The following is a 16,622-nucleotide window of genomic DNA, read 5'->3' as shown; positions in this document are numbered from 1 at the left end:
TGACGCGCAGCTCAACTGGATGCACCGCAGGGCGCTGCCGCTGTGTTTCTGCGGACACTGCGGGCCCGTGCGGTGGGGTTGCTTGGTTTTCCCGCGCAGGCTAGGCCAAGATGAGTGCAGGCACATCACGATCGACAGGCATGGACTCAGTGGGGCAAACAATCAAGCGAATCGGATTCAGCGCGCTTTCGGTGCTGGTATTGGCATGTGGAACTACCGCCTGCGGGGCTGCCAGCGAACCTGACGCCCTGGCCGATGACCAGCAGCAGGCCATCGTCGACCTGGTCCAGGATCACGGCACTGACTTCACCGCGCCGTCGTGCCAGGTCGAGGTCTTCCGCATCGGGGATCCCGCCACCTTCGGCTGGGCAACCTGCACAGAGACGCAGGGCCCGGGCCCCGCGCCCGCCACCCAAGCCGCCTCTTTCCCGTTCAAGATCACCGAGGACACGGTTCAGAAACCCGAAGACGGCGACCGGTACCTCAAAGACGTGCACGAGATGTTTCCCGAGGACCTGTGGTCCGCGCTCGAACAGCGCCACCGCGGAGCCTGAGTGCCGCACAACCCAGCCCCGTCATTTCTGACACCACGAAAGGCCACCGTGAGGCACGAATACTTCGGAGTACTGCCCGAGTCCCTGAAAACCCGGCTGTCGGTGCGCATGGCGGGACAGGGACCCGATGTGGTACTGATCCACGGGCTCGGCGCGTCCAGCCGGTATTTCACCCCGCTGGCCAACCTGCTCGCCGCCGACCACCGCGTGATCGTTCCTGAACTGCCGGGGCATGGAAAGAACATGGACGACGGCAGACCGGTCACGGTGGCCAGGTTTGCCCACGAGGTAGCCCTGGCGCTGCGCCAGCTCAAGGCCGAGAACGTGGTGCTGGTAGGGCACTCAATGGGAGCCCAGGTGGCCATCGAAATCGCGCGCTCCTGGCCTGGTCTGGTCAAGCACCTGGTTGTCGCCGCACCGGCAGTTAACGACCGGGAGGACACCCTGTTCCGGCAGACCCGGCGCCTGCTGGAGGACTTCCCGAACGAGTTGAATTCGGTCAAGGCAATCCTTGCGGTGGACTACCTGCGCTGCGGCATCCCGTGGTGGGCCAAGAGCTGCCGGGAGATGCTGGATTATCCGACCATCGACCTGCTGGGCACGGTCCGCTGCCCGGTGGATGTCGTGTGCGGCACCAGAGACCCGCTCTCCCCGCCGGAATTCGGGCTGCGGCTCACCGCCAAGGCCCCGGGGTCCCAGCTGACGATCCTGCGCCAGGCCGCGCATGGGTTCAATTTCTCCCATGCGCCGGAGCTGGCAGGAATCATCCGGCGGGCCGGAGCAGCCGGCCATGCAGCTGGGGTCCCCGCGGTTCCGGCCGAAGCTGCCTGACCGCAGGGCCACATCCTCCTACAGGCCCAGCGCCGCCTCGTTTTCGAACGGCCCCACAACGGTGATGACCCGTTCCCGGGCGGCCAGTTCCTGTGCCAGCGCCTGGACCTGCTCGGCAGTCACGGCATGCACGCGGGACAGGGCTTCATCAATGTCCTGGAATTCTCCGGTGATCATTTCCGCGCGCCCCAGTCGGGACATGCGGCTTCCCGGATCTTCCAGCGCCAGCACGGTGCCACCGGCCAGCTGGCCCTTGGCCTGGGACAGTTCCTCGGCAGAGATGCCCTGCTGGGCCAGCCGGTCAAGTTCAGCGCCGAGCAGCCCGATGACCTCGGCGGCCTTGCCGGGAGCGCAGCCGGCGTACATGCCGAAGTAGCCGGCGTCGGTGTACGCCGCGGAGAAGGAATAGGTGGAGTAGGCCAGGCCGCGCTTTTCGCGGATTTCTTGGAACAGCCGCGAACTCATGCCGCCTCCGAGCACGGCGTTGAGCACCGCCAGCACCTGGCGGCGGTCGTCGTGCCCGGTGATGCTGGTGCACCCGATGATGATGTTTGCCTGTTCCACCGGGCGGTTGATGACTTCGAGTCCGGGGATGCTGGTGATTTTTGCCGGCTCCGGGTTGCGGCGCGGCTCGGGCACGGCCAGCGGGTCCAGTTCCCATCCGGCGTCGCTCAGCGCGGTCATCAGCATGGAGCACAGTTCCTCGTGGTCCAGCGAGCCTGCCGCGGTGACGATCAGTTCGCTCGGACGGTAGTGGGCGCGGTAGTGCTCCATCACCGCCTCGCGGGAAATCGCCATGATCTCTTCAGGGCTGCCGCCGATGGGGCGGCCCAGCGGGTGGTTGCCCATGACGCGGGCGACAAAGTGCTCGTGCGCGACATCCGTGGCGTCATCGGCGTCCATGGCCAGTTCCTCGATAATGACACCGCGTTCCTGCTCCAGCTCATGCGGGTCGATGACGGCCGAGGTGACCATGTCCGCAATGACTTCCATGGCCATCGGCAGGTCGGTGTCCAGGACCCGCGCGTAGTAGCAGGTCGATTCCTTGGCGGTGGCCGCATTGGATTCGCCGCCGACGGCGTCGAAGGACTGGGCGATTTCCAGCGCGCTGCGTTTGGTGGTGCCCTTGAACAGCAGGTGTTCCAGGAAGTGGGTCGAGCCGTAGTGCCCGGCTTCCTCGTCACGCGAACCAACCGGAACCCAGAACCCCACGGTGGTCGAGCGCTGCCCCGGCATGGCTTCGGTCAAGACGCGGACGCCGCCGGGCAGGATGCTGCGGCGAACTTCCGAACCGCCCTCGCCGCGGTGAACCAGCGTGAGGTCCGCGGGGTCGAGAGGCGAAAACTGCTGATCCTCCACCGAATGCAACGGCAACGGAATCATGACCACTGGGTACGTCCTTAGATCGCTCGAAGTCAGCCAGCACCATGCTGGCAATCGTTCATTAATTCTCGCACAGCGGGCGAAAAGTGTTGGCAACTGGCACCGGCCGACCGGCGGCAGGAAAGTGTGTTCGGTCAAAAACACCGATGGTGCCAGTCGGTTCCGACTGGCACCATCGGTGCATCAATTCAACTTGATTAGTGAGCCCGGCGCTTTCTCGCCAGGACCGCAATGGTTCCCAGCAGGATCAGCACGCCTGCAAGTCCCATCAGTGCCGCTGCAGCGATACCGGTCTGAGCCAAATCTTCGTCCTGTGGCTTGTCCCCGCTGGCGGATGGTGGCATAGGTGAGCGCACCAGCCGGCAGGCCATCACCCAGGTGGCACAGAACCTCTTCGCCGCCGGCGCCGCGCAACGCGTGGTAGTTGCCGGGATGCCGAAGCTGCGCGCCGCCATGCATCTGGATACCGTGTTCACCTTCGCCGACCGCGATGTGGTGCCCTACGTCCCGGACATCGTTGACGGCATCCACACCTTCTCGCTGCGCCCTGCCGACAACGGATCGGTGGCGGTCTTCGAGGAGAAAAATCCGTTTGTGGACGTGGTGGCCGATTCGCTGGGCCTGAAGAAGCTGCGCGCCATCAAGCCGGGCGGCGGATGGTATGCCGGCGAGCGCCAGCAGTGGGACTCGGGCAACAACCTGGTAGTGGTGGAGCCCGGCGTGGTGTTCGCCTACGACCGCAACACGCATGTGAATGCGCTGCTGCGCAAGGAAGGCGTGGAAGTCATCACGATTGTCGGAGCAGAACTTGGACGCGGCCGCGGCGGCGGGCACTGCATGACCAATCCGCTCTCGCGCGAGGCCGTGGACTTCTAGCCGGTCCGGAAAACACGCGGATGCCCGGAGCCGCGGCCACGATGCTGGCTGCGGCTCCGGGCATCAACTTTGCGTCCCTGTCTCCTGGTGTTTACGCGGTGTTGCGGCCCCCGCTGAGGTCCAGCACCTGCCCGGTCATGTAGCTGGCTTCGGGCGAGAGCAGCCACAGGGCCAGCGCCGAGAATTCCTGCGGCTCCCCCACGCGTTTCATCGGAACCCGCGCGAGCAGCGCCGCATTGCGTTCGGGGCTGAGGTCTTCGAGCAGCCGGGTATTGAACATCGAAGGAGCGATGCAGTTGATGGTGATCCCGAAGCGAGCGGTTTCCTTGGCCACTGCCTTGGCCAGGGTGATCATCCCTGCCTTGGACACCGCGTAGGCGCTCATGTTCTCGTTGCCTTCGCGCCCGGCAATGGAGGAGAGCATCACGATGCGCCCGTAGTTCGCCTGCTTCATCAGCGGGAGAACCACCTGCAAACCGTAGAAGCAGCCGTCCAGGTTGATTTCAAGGGTCTTCTTCCACCCGGCCGCCGGCACATCCTGCACCGCATATTCCGGGCCCTGGATGCCGTGGCAGAACAGTGCCCCGTCCAGCCGGCCGTAGGCCTCGCGAATGCTGTGTGCGGCCGCTTGCCAAGCCTGCGGGTCCGCGACGTCCAAATCCAGGGACAGCGCCGCCTGCGGGGTCCGTGGCTTGACGAGGTCGGTGGCCACCACGGTGGCTCCCTCCTTTGCCAGCCGTCGCACCGCGTCGGCGCCCAGTCCTCCGGCCGCCCCGGTGACCAGCACCACCCGCCCGGAAAAGCGCCCCTCCCAGGGAACGAACTGCCCGGGGACGCCAGCTAATGCCTGATCCGTCATTTGCCAGCCTCCACCAGTGCCGCTGCGGCCTGCTCCCGGGCCGCATGGGCGCCGGCAATGTGGGCGCCGGCCGCGTAGCCGCGGGTGACGGCCGAGCCCAGGGTCGCGCCCCCGCCCGGGTAGTTGTTGCGGAACACCCCTGCCGAGGCATTGCCCGCCGCATACAGCCCGGTGATCGGTTCGCCGTGGCGATCCAGCACCTGGGAATGCTCGTTGGTAGACAGCCCGCCCGAGGTTCCCAGCACGCCGGGATGGATCGGCACCGCGTAGAACGGCCCCCGCTGCAACGGGGCGAGGCACGGGTTGGGCGCATTCGAGGCATCCCCCAGATGCCGGTCCTGCTCGGTGGCGCCACGGCCGAACTCGGGGTCCGCACCCGCCCGGGCGCCGATGTTGAAGCGTTCGACGCTCTCCTGCAGTGCCGCCGCGTCGATGCCCACTTCCCCGGCCAGCTCCCGCAGCGTCGGCGCGCTGTGCATCCAGTCGGGCCGTACCCCGGGCGTGGAACCGGCCACCGGGTACTTTGCGAAATAGTCAGCGTCGAAGACAAGCCAGGCTGGGCTGTTCTGCAGGGCCGAGCTGACCGGGTCGATGTTGCCGAAGACCCGGCACAGATCGTGGTAGTTCAGTGCCTCGTTCACGAACCGCCGGCCGGAGGCGTTGACGGTGATGGATCCCGGAAGGGTCATCTCGACATTCGCCATGCGTCCGGAGGGTTTGCCGTCGTACTCGGCGTCCGGAGCGGCGATCACCGGCACACCCCAGATCGCGGTCATGTCCTTGACCGCGGCGCCGGCGGCCAACGCCAGCTCCAGGCCGCTGCCCTCGTTGGACGGCGCGCTGATCGGGGTCACATCGAATGACAGGTAGGTCTCGCGCAGCCTCGGGTTCCATTCGAATCCGCCCGAGGCGATGACCACGCTGACGGCGCTGACCTGCCGCTTGCCGGCTACTTCGAGGATCCAGCCGTCCTGTTCCCGCCGCAGGCCGGTGACTTCTGCATCCAGCGCCAGCTGCACGCCGCGGTCCAGCGCGCTCGCCGCGAGCGAGCCGACCAGCGCGCCGCCCATGGTGCGCACCCCCGACGCCTTGCGCCGGGCCAGCAGTTCCGGATCCGGGGCGCGGCCGTTGAGCTCGTCGCGTTCGATCATGCTCAGCAGCGGGAAATAGGTGGGTTGGCGCAGCGCATCGGCCAGACCCGGATAGTCCTCGGTGGTGAACGGCACGTTGTCCAGGCTGCGCCCGCCGGACGCCGCGCCCTGCCATTCCATGTGGTAGTCCGGGCGCCCCAGCGGCACCAGCCGTACCCGGGTATGAGTGTCCAGGAATTCCACCGCCTGCGCGCTGGTGTCCACGAACCAGTCGATCTCCTCCGAGCTCATCACCTGGCCGGCCGCGGCCTTCAGGTAGGCGGCGCCGGCCGCGGCGCTGTCCCGGTAGCCGGCCTGCTTGGCCAGGTGGTTGTTCGGCGCCCAGATGACGCCGCCACCGGCCGAGCTGGTGCCGCCGAGCTTGCCGGCCTTCTCCAGCACCAGCACGCTGGCTCCTGACGCGGCGGCCCGGACCGCCGCGGTCAGTCCCGCGGCTCCGGAACCGAGAACCACCAGGTCGTAGCCTGAATCCAGCTCCTGAATGGCGGTCAGCGGGTTGCGAGTCGATTCGGGGGTCGTACTCATCTGGCGGTGCTCCTTTCCAGGCGGGCAGTGCCGGCCTGCGGTGGGATGCCTGCTCCAGTGACAGGCAGGTCGATGACGATCTTGCCGACGGCTTGGCTGGAGTCGAGCATGGTTTCAAAGGCCTGGCCCAGCGAGTCGAAGGCGAAGCGGTGGGTAACCAGCCGCGTTGCCTGCTGCTGATGGCGGGCGAGCACGTCGAGCGCGTCGGGGATCAGGTTCAGGCTGTTGCGGCTGCCGCGGATGTCCAGCTCCTTGAAGGGAATATCGCGCAGGGACAGCGAGGCGTGGCGGGTGGAGATGCCCACCTGCACCAGGCGTGCGGTCGGCGCGGCCAGGCGGACAGCGGTTTCGAAGGACGCGGGGACGCCGGTGGCCTCGATGACCAGGGTCGGTCCCGCGGCGGCTCCCCAGGCCTCCCGCGGGATCCCGCCACCGGGTGCGAAGGCTGCCACAGCGCCGAAGTCGCGGGCCAAATCCATGCGTGCCCGGGACAGGTCCGAGGCGATGACCCGGACCCCGCGTTCGGCCAGGAACAGCGTGGCCAGCAGGCCGATGGGGCCGCAACCGAGCACCAGCGCGGTTTCTCCGGGTACCGGGGTGCCCCGGTTGACCGCTTGCATGGCGATGGATCCGGGCTCCCCCAGCGCGCCCAGATGCAGCGGCAGCCCCTGGGGCAGCGGATGCAGCTTGTCCACCGGGACGCTGACGACTTCTGCCAGCGCCCCGTCCTCGTAGCAGCCCAGGCAGGAGATCGATTCGCAGACGTTGTACCGCCCGTCCAGGCACGGCGGGCAGTGGGAGCAGTAGACCATGGGGCTCACCGCCACTTCCAGCCCGGGGACCAGCGGCAACCCGCTGCGCGGGTCAACGGCGCCGGGATCGATCTGCTCGATGATTCCGGCGAATTCGTGGCCCTGGATGACCGGCAACTCGGCCGGGTAGTCGTCGTCCCAGATGTGCGCGTCGGTGCCGCACAGGGCCACGTGCCGGACCCGGACCAGAGCGCGGCCGGGCGCCGGGGCCGGAGCGGGGACTTCGCGGTATTCAATGCATCGCTTGGCCGTCGTGGTGGCGGTGAGCATGGTGCTGTCCTTCCGTGGCGGCGGCTCGGGGCCGCCGCCGGGGTTCCTAGAGTTTGTCCTTGCCGAAGAAGACGTCCCAGCGGCGGATCTCGCGCTGCTCGATCAGGCCTTCGCGGGCGAACGGGTCCTGGTCCATCAGCGCCAGCGCCGCCTGCTCGGATTCGGCGCCGATGACCAGCAGCGCGCCGGCGCCGGAGTCCACCGGTCCGCTCACGCGCAGCTCGCCGTTCTCGAAGCGCTGCTGCAGGAATTCGACGTGGGTCGGGCGGACACGGTCCCGTGCGTTGCTGGTGGCCGGCGAGTAGGTGTAGGTGATGGCGTAGAAGTTCATGCTTGATGCTCCTTGTTCGATGGTCGGGTTAGCTGCGGGCGGCGGAACGCGAAGTCGGCTCGCTGGAAGGGTTTTCGGCAGAGGGGTCCGTGGCCAGGTCGCGGCCCACCAGGTAGCCGAAGGTCAGTGCCGGGCCGAGGTTGATGCCGCCGGCCGGGTAGTGGCCGCCCATGACGCTGGCCTGGTCGTTGCCGACGGCGAACAGCCCCGGCAGGGCCTCGCCCTGCTCGTCAAGCACCCGGGCCTTGGCGTCCACATCCAGCCCGGCGAAAGTGCCGAAGCTGCCCGGAACCACCTTGACCGCGTAGAACGGGCCCTTCTGGATCGGGCCGAGGGTCGGGTTGGGGGTGTTCTTGGCATCGCCGCCGTAGCGGTTGAACGGGGTTTCGCCGCGGCCGAACTGAGGGTCGATGCCCTTGGCGGCGTTGGCGTTGAAGTCCTCGACGGTCTTTTCAAGCTGCACCGGGTCGATGCCGCATTTGGCGGCGAGCTCCGCCAGGGTGTCGCCCTTGACCAGGTAGCCGCTGCGCAGGTACGGGGTCAGCGGCACCGGCAGCGGCTTGGCCATGCCCAGCGGGAAGCGGCGCACGTAGCGCGAATCGGCGATCTGCCAGGAGACCACCGGCTGGCCCTCCGGGGTGGCTTCCAGCATGCCGGTGACGTAGTCGTAGTAGCCGTTGGCCTCGTTGACGAAGCGCTTGCCGTTGGGCAGCACGCCGATGCTGCCGGGCTTGGCGCGGTCCATGATGTGCGGAAAGGTCCCGGTGCTGCCGTTGGGGTAGCGGATCAGCGAGACCGGGCACCAGGCCGCCGGGGAGGCGACGTCGGTGTTGAAGCGGGCGCCCACCGCCTGGGCCAGGCGCAGGCCGGCACCGTCGGCTTCCGGCGGGGTCAGCGTCCAGTGTTCCTTGCCCGTCGGGGTCTTGGGGAACAGTTCCCGGCGCAGCTGGGCGTTCTGCGGAAAGCCTCCGGTGGCCAGCACCACGCCGCGCGCTGCGGTGATGGTGTAGCTCGTGGCGCCGCTGCTGACCCTGACCCCGGTGATGCGACCGGTGGAATCGGTGAGCAGTTCGTCCGCGGACGTTGACACGCGGATGTCGACTCTTAGGTCGTCGGCGGACTTCATCAGGCGCCCGGTCAGCGCGGTGCCGTTGACCAGCTGCATATTGCGGCGGTAGACGGCCATGGACAGCATATGGGTGCTCACGCGCTTGGCGGCGTGGATGAGACCCGGGATGCTGCCGGTTGAGGCTGAGAGGAACTTGGAAAGGTCCGGGCCTGCCATGATGCCCATACCCAGGAAGCTGGTGGCGTAGAGCTGGTGGCGCATCTTGGCGCGCAGTTCGCGCGGGATCTTGCGGGCGTCGTAGGGCGCCGGGCCCACCGAGCGGTGGCCGGTGCCGGCGCCCGGGGTGTTGCCGTAGATGTCCTTGATCTGCGCGCCGGGGGTGAACTGCAAGCTGGTGTGGTTGTGGAAGAAGTCCACCATCTGCGGGGCTCCTTCGAGGAAGGCGTCCACGCGGTCGGCGTTGTAGTACTCCCCCAGCCGGTGCTGCAGGTAGGTGCGGAATTCTTCCCGGTCCTCGTCCACGCCATCGGCTTTGGCCAGCGGGTTGCCCGGGGCCCAGGCCCAGCCGCCGGAGTAGGAGGTCGCCCCTCCGCAGACCTTGGCCTTTTCCACCACGATGACCTTCAGGCCGTGGTAGGCGGCGGCCACTGCCGCCGACAGCCCGCCGGCGCCGGAGCCGACGACCACGACATCGGCGGCGGTGTCGGCGGTTGCGCTTCGTAGGGTTGCGGTGCTCATGGAAATCATCCGTTTCTTGGGTGTTCTTGCTTGGTGGTTCGTGTTTGGCGGTTCGGTGGGTGCTGCGGCTTAGACCGCGGCGGTGCGCAGGGTGCGGGCCCGCGCCAGGACCTGTTCCGCCCCGGCCTTGAGTTCTTCGGCCCAGCGGCGGGCGCCGATGCGGGCGACGGTCGAGTCGGAGGGGGTTTCAACGCTCAGCGGCGTTCCGGCCGGCAGGGCGGCCACGAACTCTGCCAGCTGCACGGCCCCCTGTCCGGGAACCATGCGTTCGCTGCGCGATTCGAGCACCAGCCCTTCGCGGGTGTCCGGGCGCTGGGCCGGCGCGTCGCACAGCTGCAGCATGGCCACGTGCCGGGCCTGGGCCGCGAGCTGGGCGGGGCTGGCCTGGATGCGGCTCAGGTGCAGGGTGTCGGCGACGATCCGGCATCCGCTGGCCTGAGCCAGCTCGCCGGCCAGTTCAAGGGTGTTCACGCTCTGGTAGGAGATGACTTCCAAGGTCGGCACGATGCCGAAGCCCTGGGCGTCCTCGGTCATCAGTCCCAGGTTCTCGGTGAGCCGCTGCAGGTTGCCGTCCGAGGCGGCGACGGTCAGCGTCCTGGCCTCCAGCGCCTGCCCGGCGTCGAGCATCTGCAGCCATGCCTCGCGCTGGTTGGCGCCGTCCAACAGGATGAATTCGATGTCGTGCACCCGTACGCCGGTGTCCTTGACCGCTTTGAGGGTCTTGGCCAGCAGCGGCGAGCCGGGCTGCAGGTTGTAGGGTTTTTCCTCCTCGGTCACCTGGCGTACGCGGGCCCCGACGAAGTCGAAGCCGGTGTCGGCGGCCAGGTAGACAAGTTCTGCCGGGGAGCTGCCCAGCAGCGAAAGCTGGGCCAGTCCGAGTTCCTGGGTGGTGGTGTTCATGCTGGGTCCTTGGTGGTCGAAAGATTCTAGGCGCGGGCGGTGGTGTAGAGCCGGTCGGCGACGGACGGCGGGACGATGGTGCGCTGGTTGGAAGCCGGAGCGAAGTCGACCGGGCGTCCGGTCCGGGCGGATTCGTAGACTGCAAGCAAGATGCGCAGGGACTTCAGCGCTTCGCGGCCGGTGACCGCAGGTTCCAGGTCCTCGCGGACCGCGGCCACGAACTGGGTGATCTGCGCCCGGTGGTGGTCCTTCAGCGCCCCGTTGATCCGGGACAGCTCGACGTTCGCGTCAACGCCAGCCGGGTGCACCGGCCGCGCGGCGATCTTGTGCTCGGATGCCTGCAGGGTCAGCCGGCCGTCGCTGCCTTCGGGGAATTCGCTCAGTTCAGCGCTGGCCCCGTTGGAGCCGGTGATGCGGATCTGCACGCCCAGCGCGGGGTCGGCGCTGGTGCTGGCGAGCACCGTGGCCATGGCTCCGCTGGTGAAGGTGATCAGCGCGGTGGCCGAGTCCTCCACCTCGATGTGCTCGCCGTGCTTGTAGGTATTGACTTCGCCCTGCACGCGGGCCACATCGCCGAGGTACCACTGCAGCAAGTCCAGGTAGTGGATCGCCTGCGTCATCAGCACCCCGCCGCCGTCCGCAGCCCAGGTGCCGCGCCAGCCGGCGGCCGAATAGTATTCGTGCTCGCGGTGCAGCAGCACCGAGACCTGGCCGAGCACCGGGGTGCCCAGTGCGCCCGAATCGATCTGCGCCCGCAGTTCGGCGGCCGCCGGCCAGAAGCGGCGCTGGAACAGCACCCCGAGCTTCACTCCGGCCTCGGCGCAGGCCTGCACCATTTGCTCGGCCGCCGGCACGTCCACCGCGATGGGTTTCTCGCACAACACATGCACCCCGGCCGCCGCGGCGGCCAGCACCACCTGCTGGTGGGTGGGGTGCGGGGTGCACACCGAGACGATGTCCAGACCCAGTTCCAGCAATCGCTCTACCGAATCGACGGCGTGCTCCACCGAGTATTCGGCGGCCATCGCTGCGGCCTGGGCCCCGTCCACGTCGCAGAGCGCGGCCACGGTGACCGAGTCCAGGGCTTGGAACGCTTCGAGGTGGTTGGCGCTGATGTTGCCGCAGCCCACGATGCCCACCCGCAGGGAGCGGGGTGCGTCGGTGGTGGCGGTGCGTGGCGGTGTTGGCATGTTGTGGGTCCTTGGATTCGATGTGCTTCGATAGCTGTGCGCCCGGGCCAGGCCGGGCCGCGGCGGTTAAACGGCGGCGAGCAGGTGCTGCAGCGAGCTGCGCATGCGCCGGCGGTCCGGGGCGGTGCAGACCAGCAGGGCGAAGGTGTCCGCCGCCTGCTCGACGAGCATCTCGGTGCCTTTCACGGTGGTGCAGCCGTGCGCCGCGGCGTCACGCAGCAGCTCGGTGTCCACCGGGCGGTAGACCACGTCAGCCACCCAGTGGTCTGCGGCCAGCCAGGAGGTGTCGAAGGGCGTGCCGCCGATGCCTTCCATGCCCAGCGGGGTCGCGTTGACCACGCCCTGCGAGGCGGCGATCCAGCCGCGGGCCTGTTCCGGGGTGCCGGTGGACACCTGCTGCCCAGCGCCCAGGGAGGCGGTGAGCAGGTCCTTGAGCTGGGCCAGGCGCCCGGCGTCGGTGTCGATGATCCGCAGGTCCGCCACGCCGAAGTCCAGCAGCGCCGCGCCCACCGCGGAGCCGGCGCCGCCTGCCCCGAAGAGGGTGACGGTGGCGCGCTTCGCGTCGCGGGCCAAGCCCCGGCGCAGCCCGGCCAGGAAGCCGGTGCGGTCGGTGTTGTGCCCGATCAGCCGTCCGTCCTGGAGCACCACGGTGTTCACCGCGCCGATGGCGGCGGCGTCCGGGGCGATCTCGTCCAAATGCGGCATGATGGCCTGCTTGTGCGGGTGGGTGACGTTGAACCCGGTGAAGCCCTGCGCCAGCGACTCGCGCAGCACCTGTCCCAGGTCGACGTCCGTCCGCCCCTCCAGGTCGATGCGCTCGTAGCTGTAGTCGGGCAGGCCCAGCGCGTGGGCCTCGGCCTGGTGCAGGGCCGGGGAGAGCGAGCCGCCCAGGTCGTTGCCGATCAGGCCGATGCGGTGTGCGGTGCGGCGCATGTTACTTCTTCTCCTGCATCTCGCGCAGCGCCTGGACCTGCAGCTTGGTCAGCCCCAGTTCGGCGGTCGGGGTGCGGTAGGTCTCCGGGCCGGTGGCGAAGGCGATGGCGGACAGGGTGGCGAAGCCCATGCACATCCAGGCGACCGGCATCCAGTTGGCGGTGTCGCCGGAGGTCATCAGGGTGCCGATGGCCGGGGTGAAGCCGGAGACAAGCAGGCCCAGCATCAGGCCGATGGCCATGCCCGAGTAGCGCACACTGGCCGGGAACTGCTCCGGGAAGCCTGCCATGTAGGTCGAGTTCGGGGCCGCATAGAAGACACCGATCAGGATGATCGCTGAGACGAAGATGACCGCGACATTGCCGGTGCTGATGGCATTGAAGAACATGAAGACCATGGCTCCGGCGCCCAGGGCGCCGCCGATGAATACCGGCTTGCGGCCGATCTTGTCGGCCAGCATCCCATAGATCGGCTGGGTGAAGACCGCGGCCAGGTTTGCCGCGGCGATGGCCGCGAGCATGGTGGTGCGTTCGATGCCGTTGTGCTCCACCGCATAGGCCAGGGCGAAGACGTTCACGATGGTGTTGATCATGGCAAAGGTGGAGGAGAGCATCACGCGCACCACCGAGGTCCAGTGGCGGGCGAAGAGCTCCAGGATCGGGACCTTGACGACCTCGTTGTTTTCCTTGGCTTCGGTGAAGGCCTCAGGCTCGTCCAGGTGGCGGCGGATGAAGAAGGCCAGGACGGTCAGCACCACGCTGGCCAGGAACGGGATGCGCCAGCCCCAGCTGAGCATCTGCTCGTCGGGCATGCTGGCGATCGGGATGAAGACCACGGTGGCCAGCACGATGCCGAACATCACGCCGCTCATGGTGAAGGAGGCGAAGAAGGAGCGGCGGCGTTCCGGGGCGTGCTCCATGGACAGCGAAGCGGCGCCCGGCGATTCGCCGCCGGCGGACAGACCCTGGAACAGGCGCAGGACCACCAGCAGGATCGGTGCGAAGATGCCGATCTGCTCATAGGTCGGCAGCAGGCCGATCGCCAAGGTCGAAATGCCCATCAGCAGCAGGCAGGCCATGAGGGTGTTGCGGCGTCCGAAACGGTCTCCCAGGTGCCCCCAGAGCACCGCGCCCAGCGGGCGGGCCACGTAGGCCACGCCCAGGGTGGAGATCGACAGGAGCACCGAGTTGGCACCGCCTTCAGGGAAGAAGACGTGGGAGAAAACCAGGGCGGCGGCGGAGCCGTAGATGAAGAAGTCGTAGTATTCCAGGGCGCTGCCGAGGAAGCCGGACACGGCCGCGCGGCGGGCCTGTGGACGGGCGGGAGCCTGGAGGGCATCCGGGGAAGAAGTTGCAGATCGCATGATGAGTCCTTTCTCCTCTTCGAGAGGAACATCATCTAGTGTGACCCGCCTAACTTATTATGTCCACGACCTAATTGCACATTATCTATGTGTATTAACTACATAATTCTCGTGGGCGACGGAAGCACTTCTTCGCTCAATTCGAGGAATGCGTCGCGGGCCAGCGAGCCGGGGCGCACCGACCAGGCCAGGCCGTGGTTCATGTAGTACTGCTTGCCGTGCAGCGGGACGAAGACGGCGCCCGGAGGCACCACATGGGCGATGCCCTCGGGCATGAACGCGACACCGACCCCTGCCACCACGAGCATCATGGTCATGTAGGGGTCGGTGATTTCCTGCGACACCGTCGGATAGAACCCCGCGTCGGTGCAGGCGTAAATGGTCGACTGGTAGAGCGCGGACCCCGCGGAGATCGGCGGGGTGATGAATGAGTCGTCGGCGAAGGCGGCGAGCTCGACACCCTCACGGTCGGCCAGCGGGTGCTCCTGCGGCAGCACCATGCCGAAGGCTTCCTGGGCCAGCAGGCGCGAATTGATGCGTGCGGAATCCACCGGCAGGCCGACGAACGCCAGGTCCAGGGAGCCCGCTTCCAGCTGGTGCACCGCGTCGTGGGTCATCACGCGGCCCACCAGCGTCAGCTCGATGTCGGGGTGGGTGCTGCGCAGCGCGCGGGTCATGGGCGGCAGGGCCAGCTGGTTGAGCACGCCGGTGAAGCCCAGCGAGAGTTTTCCGTAGACCTTCCCCTGCGGCACCTTCACCGCCTGGGCGGCGATGGTCAGCTCCTCCATAACCTGCCGCGCGTGCGGCAGCAGCGCATGGCCGGCGGCGGTCAGCTCCACCGAGCGGGTGCTGCGCACGAACAGCTCGGTGCCCAGCGAGCGCTCCAGCTTGCGGATGGTCTGGCTCAGCGGCGACTGCGCCATGCGCAACCGCAAGGCCGCATTGCCGAAGTGCAGCTCCTCCGCCACCGCGATGAATGCCTCAAGCCACCTGATTTCCATGCCTACCCGCTTTTCCCTAGTCGGTCGTCAACTCCTCCAGCGTACCGGGGCGCGGCAGGCTCCCGGTGGCGTGGCGGGCGGCGGCCCAACCGAAGGCCAGGCCGGAGCCGACCTGCACGCCGGCTCCCGGGTATTCCGAGCCCATCACGGAGGCGGCGTCGTTTCCCACCGCGTACAGGCCAGCGATGGCCTCGCCGCGCTCGTCCAGCGCCTGGGCCTGCGGGTTGGTGAGCACCCCGAAGGCGGTGGCCAACGGGGTAGGCACCAAAGCCATGGCGTAGAACGGCGCACGGGCCACCGGCCCGACGTTCGGGTTGGGCCCATGCTCGGGGTCTCCGGCCACTTGGCCGAAGAGCAGGTCGCCCTTCCCGAAGTCCTCGTCCTTGCCTGTTTCGGCGAAGCCGTTGTAGCGCCGCACGGTGGCTTCGAGGCCCGCGGAGTCCACCCCGATCTGCGCGGCCAGGCCGGCCAGCGTCTCGGATTCGTAGAGGTAGCCATCCTTCACGTAGCGTTGCAGCGCGGCCCGCGGCAGGTGCGGCATGGTGATCATGCCCAGCCCGTACTTGGCCAGCGTGCGCGAGTCGACGATCAGCCAAGCCGGGATGGCACGGCCGTCGGTGGCGTACATCGCGCGCACGAAGCGGTGGTAGGAGCAGGACTCGTCGACGAAGCGCTTGCCGTCGCTGCCCACCGCGATCACACCGGGCTTGGCGCGGTCCCAGATATGCGGGAACACGACCTGGGAACCGTCGGCACGGCGCCCGATGGAGCTGGGGAACCACAGCGCGTTTTCGCCGTTGTCCTGCCCCAGCGCCGCACCGACCCCGGCGGCCAGCGCCAAGGTATCGCCGGTGGCTCCTTCGCCGGCGCGGGAGAACTGAGGGGTGGGCTTGGGCATGTATTGCTCGCGCAGCGCGGGGCTCTGCGAGAAGCCGCCGCCAGCCAGCACCACACCCTGGCGGGCGCGGATCTTCAGGGTTTTGCCCTCGTGGACCACCACGAGCCCCTCGATGCGTTCGCTGCCGCGGATCAGCTCCGTGGTGTGGGCGCTGAAGCGGAAGTCCACTCCGCGCTGGAGCGACTGGTGGTAGATGGAGGCAACCAAGCCATTGCCCATCACCAGCCGGGTACCGCGCGGGCGGGTGACCCGGTCGCGCGCCCACTGCAGCCCCAGCTTGCCGGCAAGGCCCACGGCCTTCGCACGCTCGGCGGCGCTGCCCGTGAACAGCTTCAGCAGCGCGGCAACGTCCGGGCGGCGCAGCATCAGGGTGCCGCCCATCAGCGCGAATTCGGGAACAGGGCGGCGGATGCGGCGGAATTCGGTGGTTGAGAGCTTGCGTCCATCGAAGGGCTCGGGTTCCAGCGCGCGGCCGGTCTTCCCGGTTTCGGGAAGCTCGGAGTGGTAGTCGACAACGGCCGGCGAATGCAGGAAGCGCACACCCAGTTCTTCGAGTTCATCAAGCATCTTGGGCGCGGCGTCGAGGTATCCCAGCCGGGCCTCGCGCGGCGCCTTGTCCCCCACCACCAGGTCCAGGTAGCGCACTGCTTTCTCGTAGTCGTCCAGTATTCCCTGCTCGCGCTGGAACTTGTTGTCCGGCACCCAGCAGGTGCCGGCGGAGTAGGCGGTCGTGCCGCCGAGGTACTCGGTCTTTTCCAGCGTCAGCACCTTGGCGCCGTGCGCCGCGGCGGTCAGCGTGGCGGCAAGGCCGCCGGCCCCAGTCCCCAGAACCACCACATCGTATTCGAGATCCCATTCACTTTTCTGGCGCGCCATCGCTTGCTCCTCAGTACTCGTCGCATGACATCAGTTGGTCTGGTGTTCATTATGTGACGCAG

At 67.9% G+C, this 16,622-nt stretch carries 16 protein-coding genes; 3 read left to right on the top strand and 13 right to left on the bottom strand.

All coding sequences use genetic code 11. The features are described 5' to 3' along the window. Positions 1-149 precede the first annotated feature (149 nt). Both ACTX90_RS05670 and ACTX90_RS05665 read left to right on the top strand, forming a co-directional pair. Positions 150-554, top strand: coding sequence for a hypothetical protein (locus ACTX90_RS05670; protein ID WP_443443444.1), 405 nt, complete (start codon positions 150-152; stop codon positions 552-554). Positions 555-602: 48 nt separating this feature from the next. Next, a complete protein-coding gene (locus ACTX90_RS05665; protein ID WP_052772612.1) occupies positions 603-1,385 on the top strand; it encodes an alpha/beta fold hydrolase in 783 nt (260 codons plus the stop codon). A gap of 18 nt (positions 1,386-1,403) precedes the next feature. Here ACTX90_RS05665 and ACTX90_RS05660 read toward each other — a convergent pair whose 3' ends face one another. Together ACTX90_RS05660 and ACTX90_RS05655 are read right to left on the bottom strand one after the other, a co-directional pair. After that, positions 1,404-2,774, bottom strand: a complete 1,371-nt coding sequence (locus ACTX90_RS05660; protein ID WP_047121136.1) for a M16 family metallopeptidase — start codon at positions 2,772-2,774, stop codon at positions 1,404-1,406. A gap of 191 nt (positions 2,775-2,965) precedes the next feature. After that, positions 2,966-3,070 carry an LPXTG cell wall anchor domain-containing protein gene (locus ACTX90_RS05655; protein WP_160309117.1) on the bottom strand — a complete coding sequence of 35 codons (105 nt, stop codon included), beginning with the start codon at positions 3,068-3,070 and terminating at the stop codon, positions 2,966-2,968. Between the two features lie 16 nt (positions 3,071-3,086). On the opposite strand from ACTX90_RS05655, the gene ACTX90_RS05650 reads away from it, so the two are divergent. Further along, positions 3,087-3,644, top strand: a complete 558-nt coding sequence (locus ACTX90_RS05650) for an arginine deiminase family protein (protein ID WP_443443443.1) — start codon at positions 3,087-3,089, stop codon at positions 3,642-3,644. Positions 3,645-3,735: 91 nt separating this feature from the next. On the opposite strand, the gene ACTX90_RS05645 is transcribed toward ACTX90_RS05650, so the two are convergent. The 11 genes from ACTX90_RS05645 to ACTX90_RS05595 form a co-directional block, all read right to left on the bottom strand. Further along, complete coding sequence (locus ACTX90_RS05645; RefSeq protein WP_443443441.1) at positions 3,736-4,503, bottom strand: SDR family NAD(P)-dependent oxidoreductase; 768 nt, start codon at positions 4,501-4,503, stop codon at positions 3,736-3,738. Then, entirely contained in the window at positions 4,500-6,179 is a 1,680-nt protein-coding gene (locus ACTX90_RS05640) for an FAD-dependent oxidoreductase (RefSeq protein WP_443443439.1), read from the bottom strand. Before ACTX90_RS05640 ends, ACTX90_RS05645 begins: the two co-directional genes overlap by 4 nt. After that, complete coding sequence (locus tag ACTX90_RS05635) at positions 6,176-7,261, bottom strand: alcohol dehydrogenase catalytic domain-containing protein (protein WP_424572452.1); 1,086 nt, start codon at positions 7,259-7,261, stop codon at positions 6,176-6,178. Before ACTX90_RS05635 ends, ACTX90_RS05640 begins: the two co-directional genes overlap by 4 nt. Positions 7,262-7,307: 46 nt before the next feature. After that, positions 7,308-7,592 carry a YciI family protein gene (locus ACTX90_RS05630; RefSeq protein WP_443443437.1) on the bottom strand — a complete coding sequence of 95 codons (285 nt, stop codon included), beginning with the start codon at positions 7,590-7,592 and terminating at the stop codon, positions 7,308-7,310. A 28-nt stretch (positions 7,593-7,620) separates the two neighbouring features. After that, positions 7,621-9,399, bottom strand: a complete 1,779-nt coding sequence (locus ACTX90_RS05625) for an FAD-dependent oxidoreductase (RefSeq protein ID WP_443443436.1) — start codon at positions 9,397-9,399, stop codon at positions 7,621-7,623. 69 nt (positions 9,400-9,468) lie between these two features. Further along, positions 9,469-10,299: a sugar phosphate isomerase/epimerase family protein gene (locus ACTX90_RS05620; RefSeq protein ID WP_443443434.1), complete on the bottom strand. Its 831-nt coding sequence runs from the start codon at positions 10,297-10,299 to the stop codon at positions 9,469-9,471. 26 nt (positions 10,300-10,325) lie between these two features. Next, positions 10,326-11,489, bottom strand: a complete 1,164-nt coding sequence (locus tag ACTX90_RS05615; RefSeq protein ID WP_443443432.1) for a Gfo/Idh/MocA family protein — start codon at positions 11,487-11,489, stop codon at positions 10,326-10,328. Between the two features lie 66 nt (positions 11,490-11,555). After that, the gene (locus ACTX90_RS05610; RefSeq protein WP_443443431.1) at positions 11,556-12,422 is read right to left on the bottom strand and encodes a shikimate dehydrogenase; all 867 of its coding nucleotides are present in this window, start codon (positions 12,420-12,422) and stop codon (positions 11,556-11,558) included. Position 12,423: 1 nt separating this feature from the next. After that, on the bottom strand, positions 12,424-13,785 hold the full coding sequence (locus ACTX90_RS05605) for an MFS transporter (protein ID WP_047121127.1): 1,362 nt from the start codon (positions 13,783-13,785) through the stop codon (positions 12,424-12,426). A 98-nt stretch (positions 13,786-13,883) separates the two neighbouring features. Next, a complete protein-coding gene (locus ACTX90_RS05600; protein ID WP_443443429.1) occupies positions 13,884-14,786 on the bottom strand; it encodes a LysR family transcriptional regulator in 903 nt (300 codons plus the stop codon). Between the two features lie 16 nt (positions 14,787-14,802). Next, positions 14,803-16,560, bottom strand: coding sequence for an FAD-dependent oxidoreductase (locus ACTX90_RS05595; protein ID WP_443443427.1), 1,758 nt, complete (start codon positions 16,558-16,560; stop codon positions 14,803-14,805). Between the last annotated feature and the right edge of the window lie 62 nt (positions 16,561-16,622).

The sequence above is a fragment of the Glutamicibacter soli genome (genome assembly GCF_052322135.1).
Classification (GTDB): domain Bacteria; phylum Actinomycetota; class Actinomycetes; order Actinomycetales; family Micrococcaceae; genus Glutamicibacter; species Glutamicibacter soli.
This window is presented reverse-complemented; position numbering and strand designations above follow the sequence as displayed.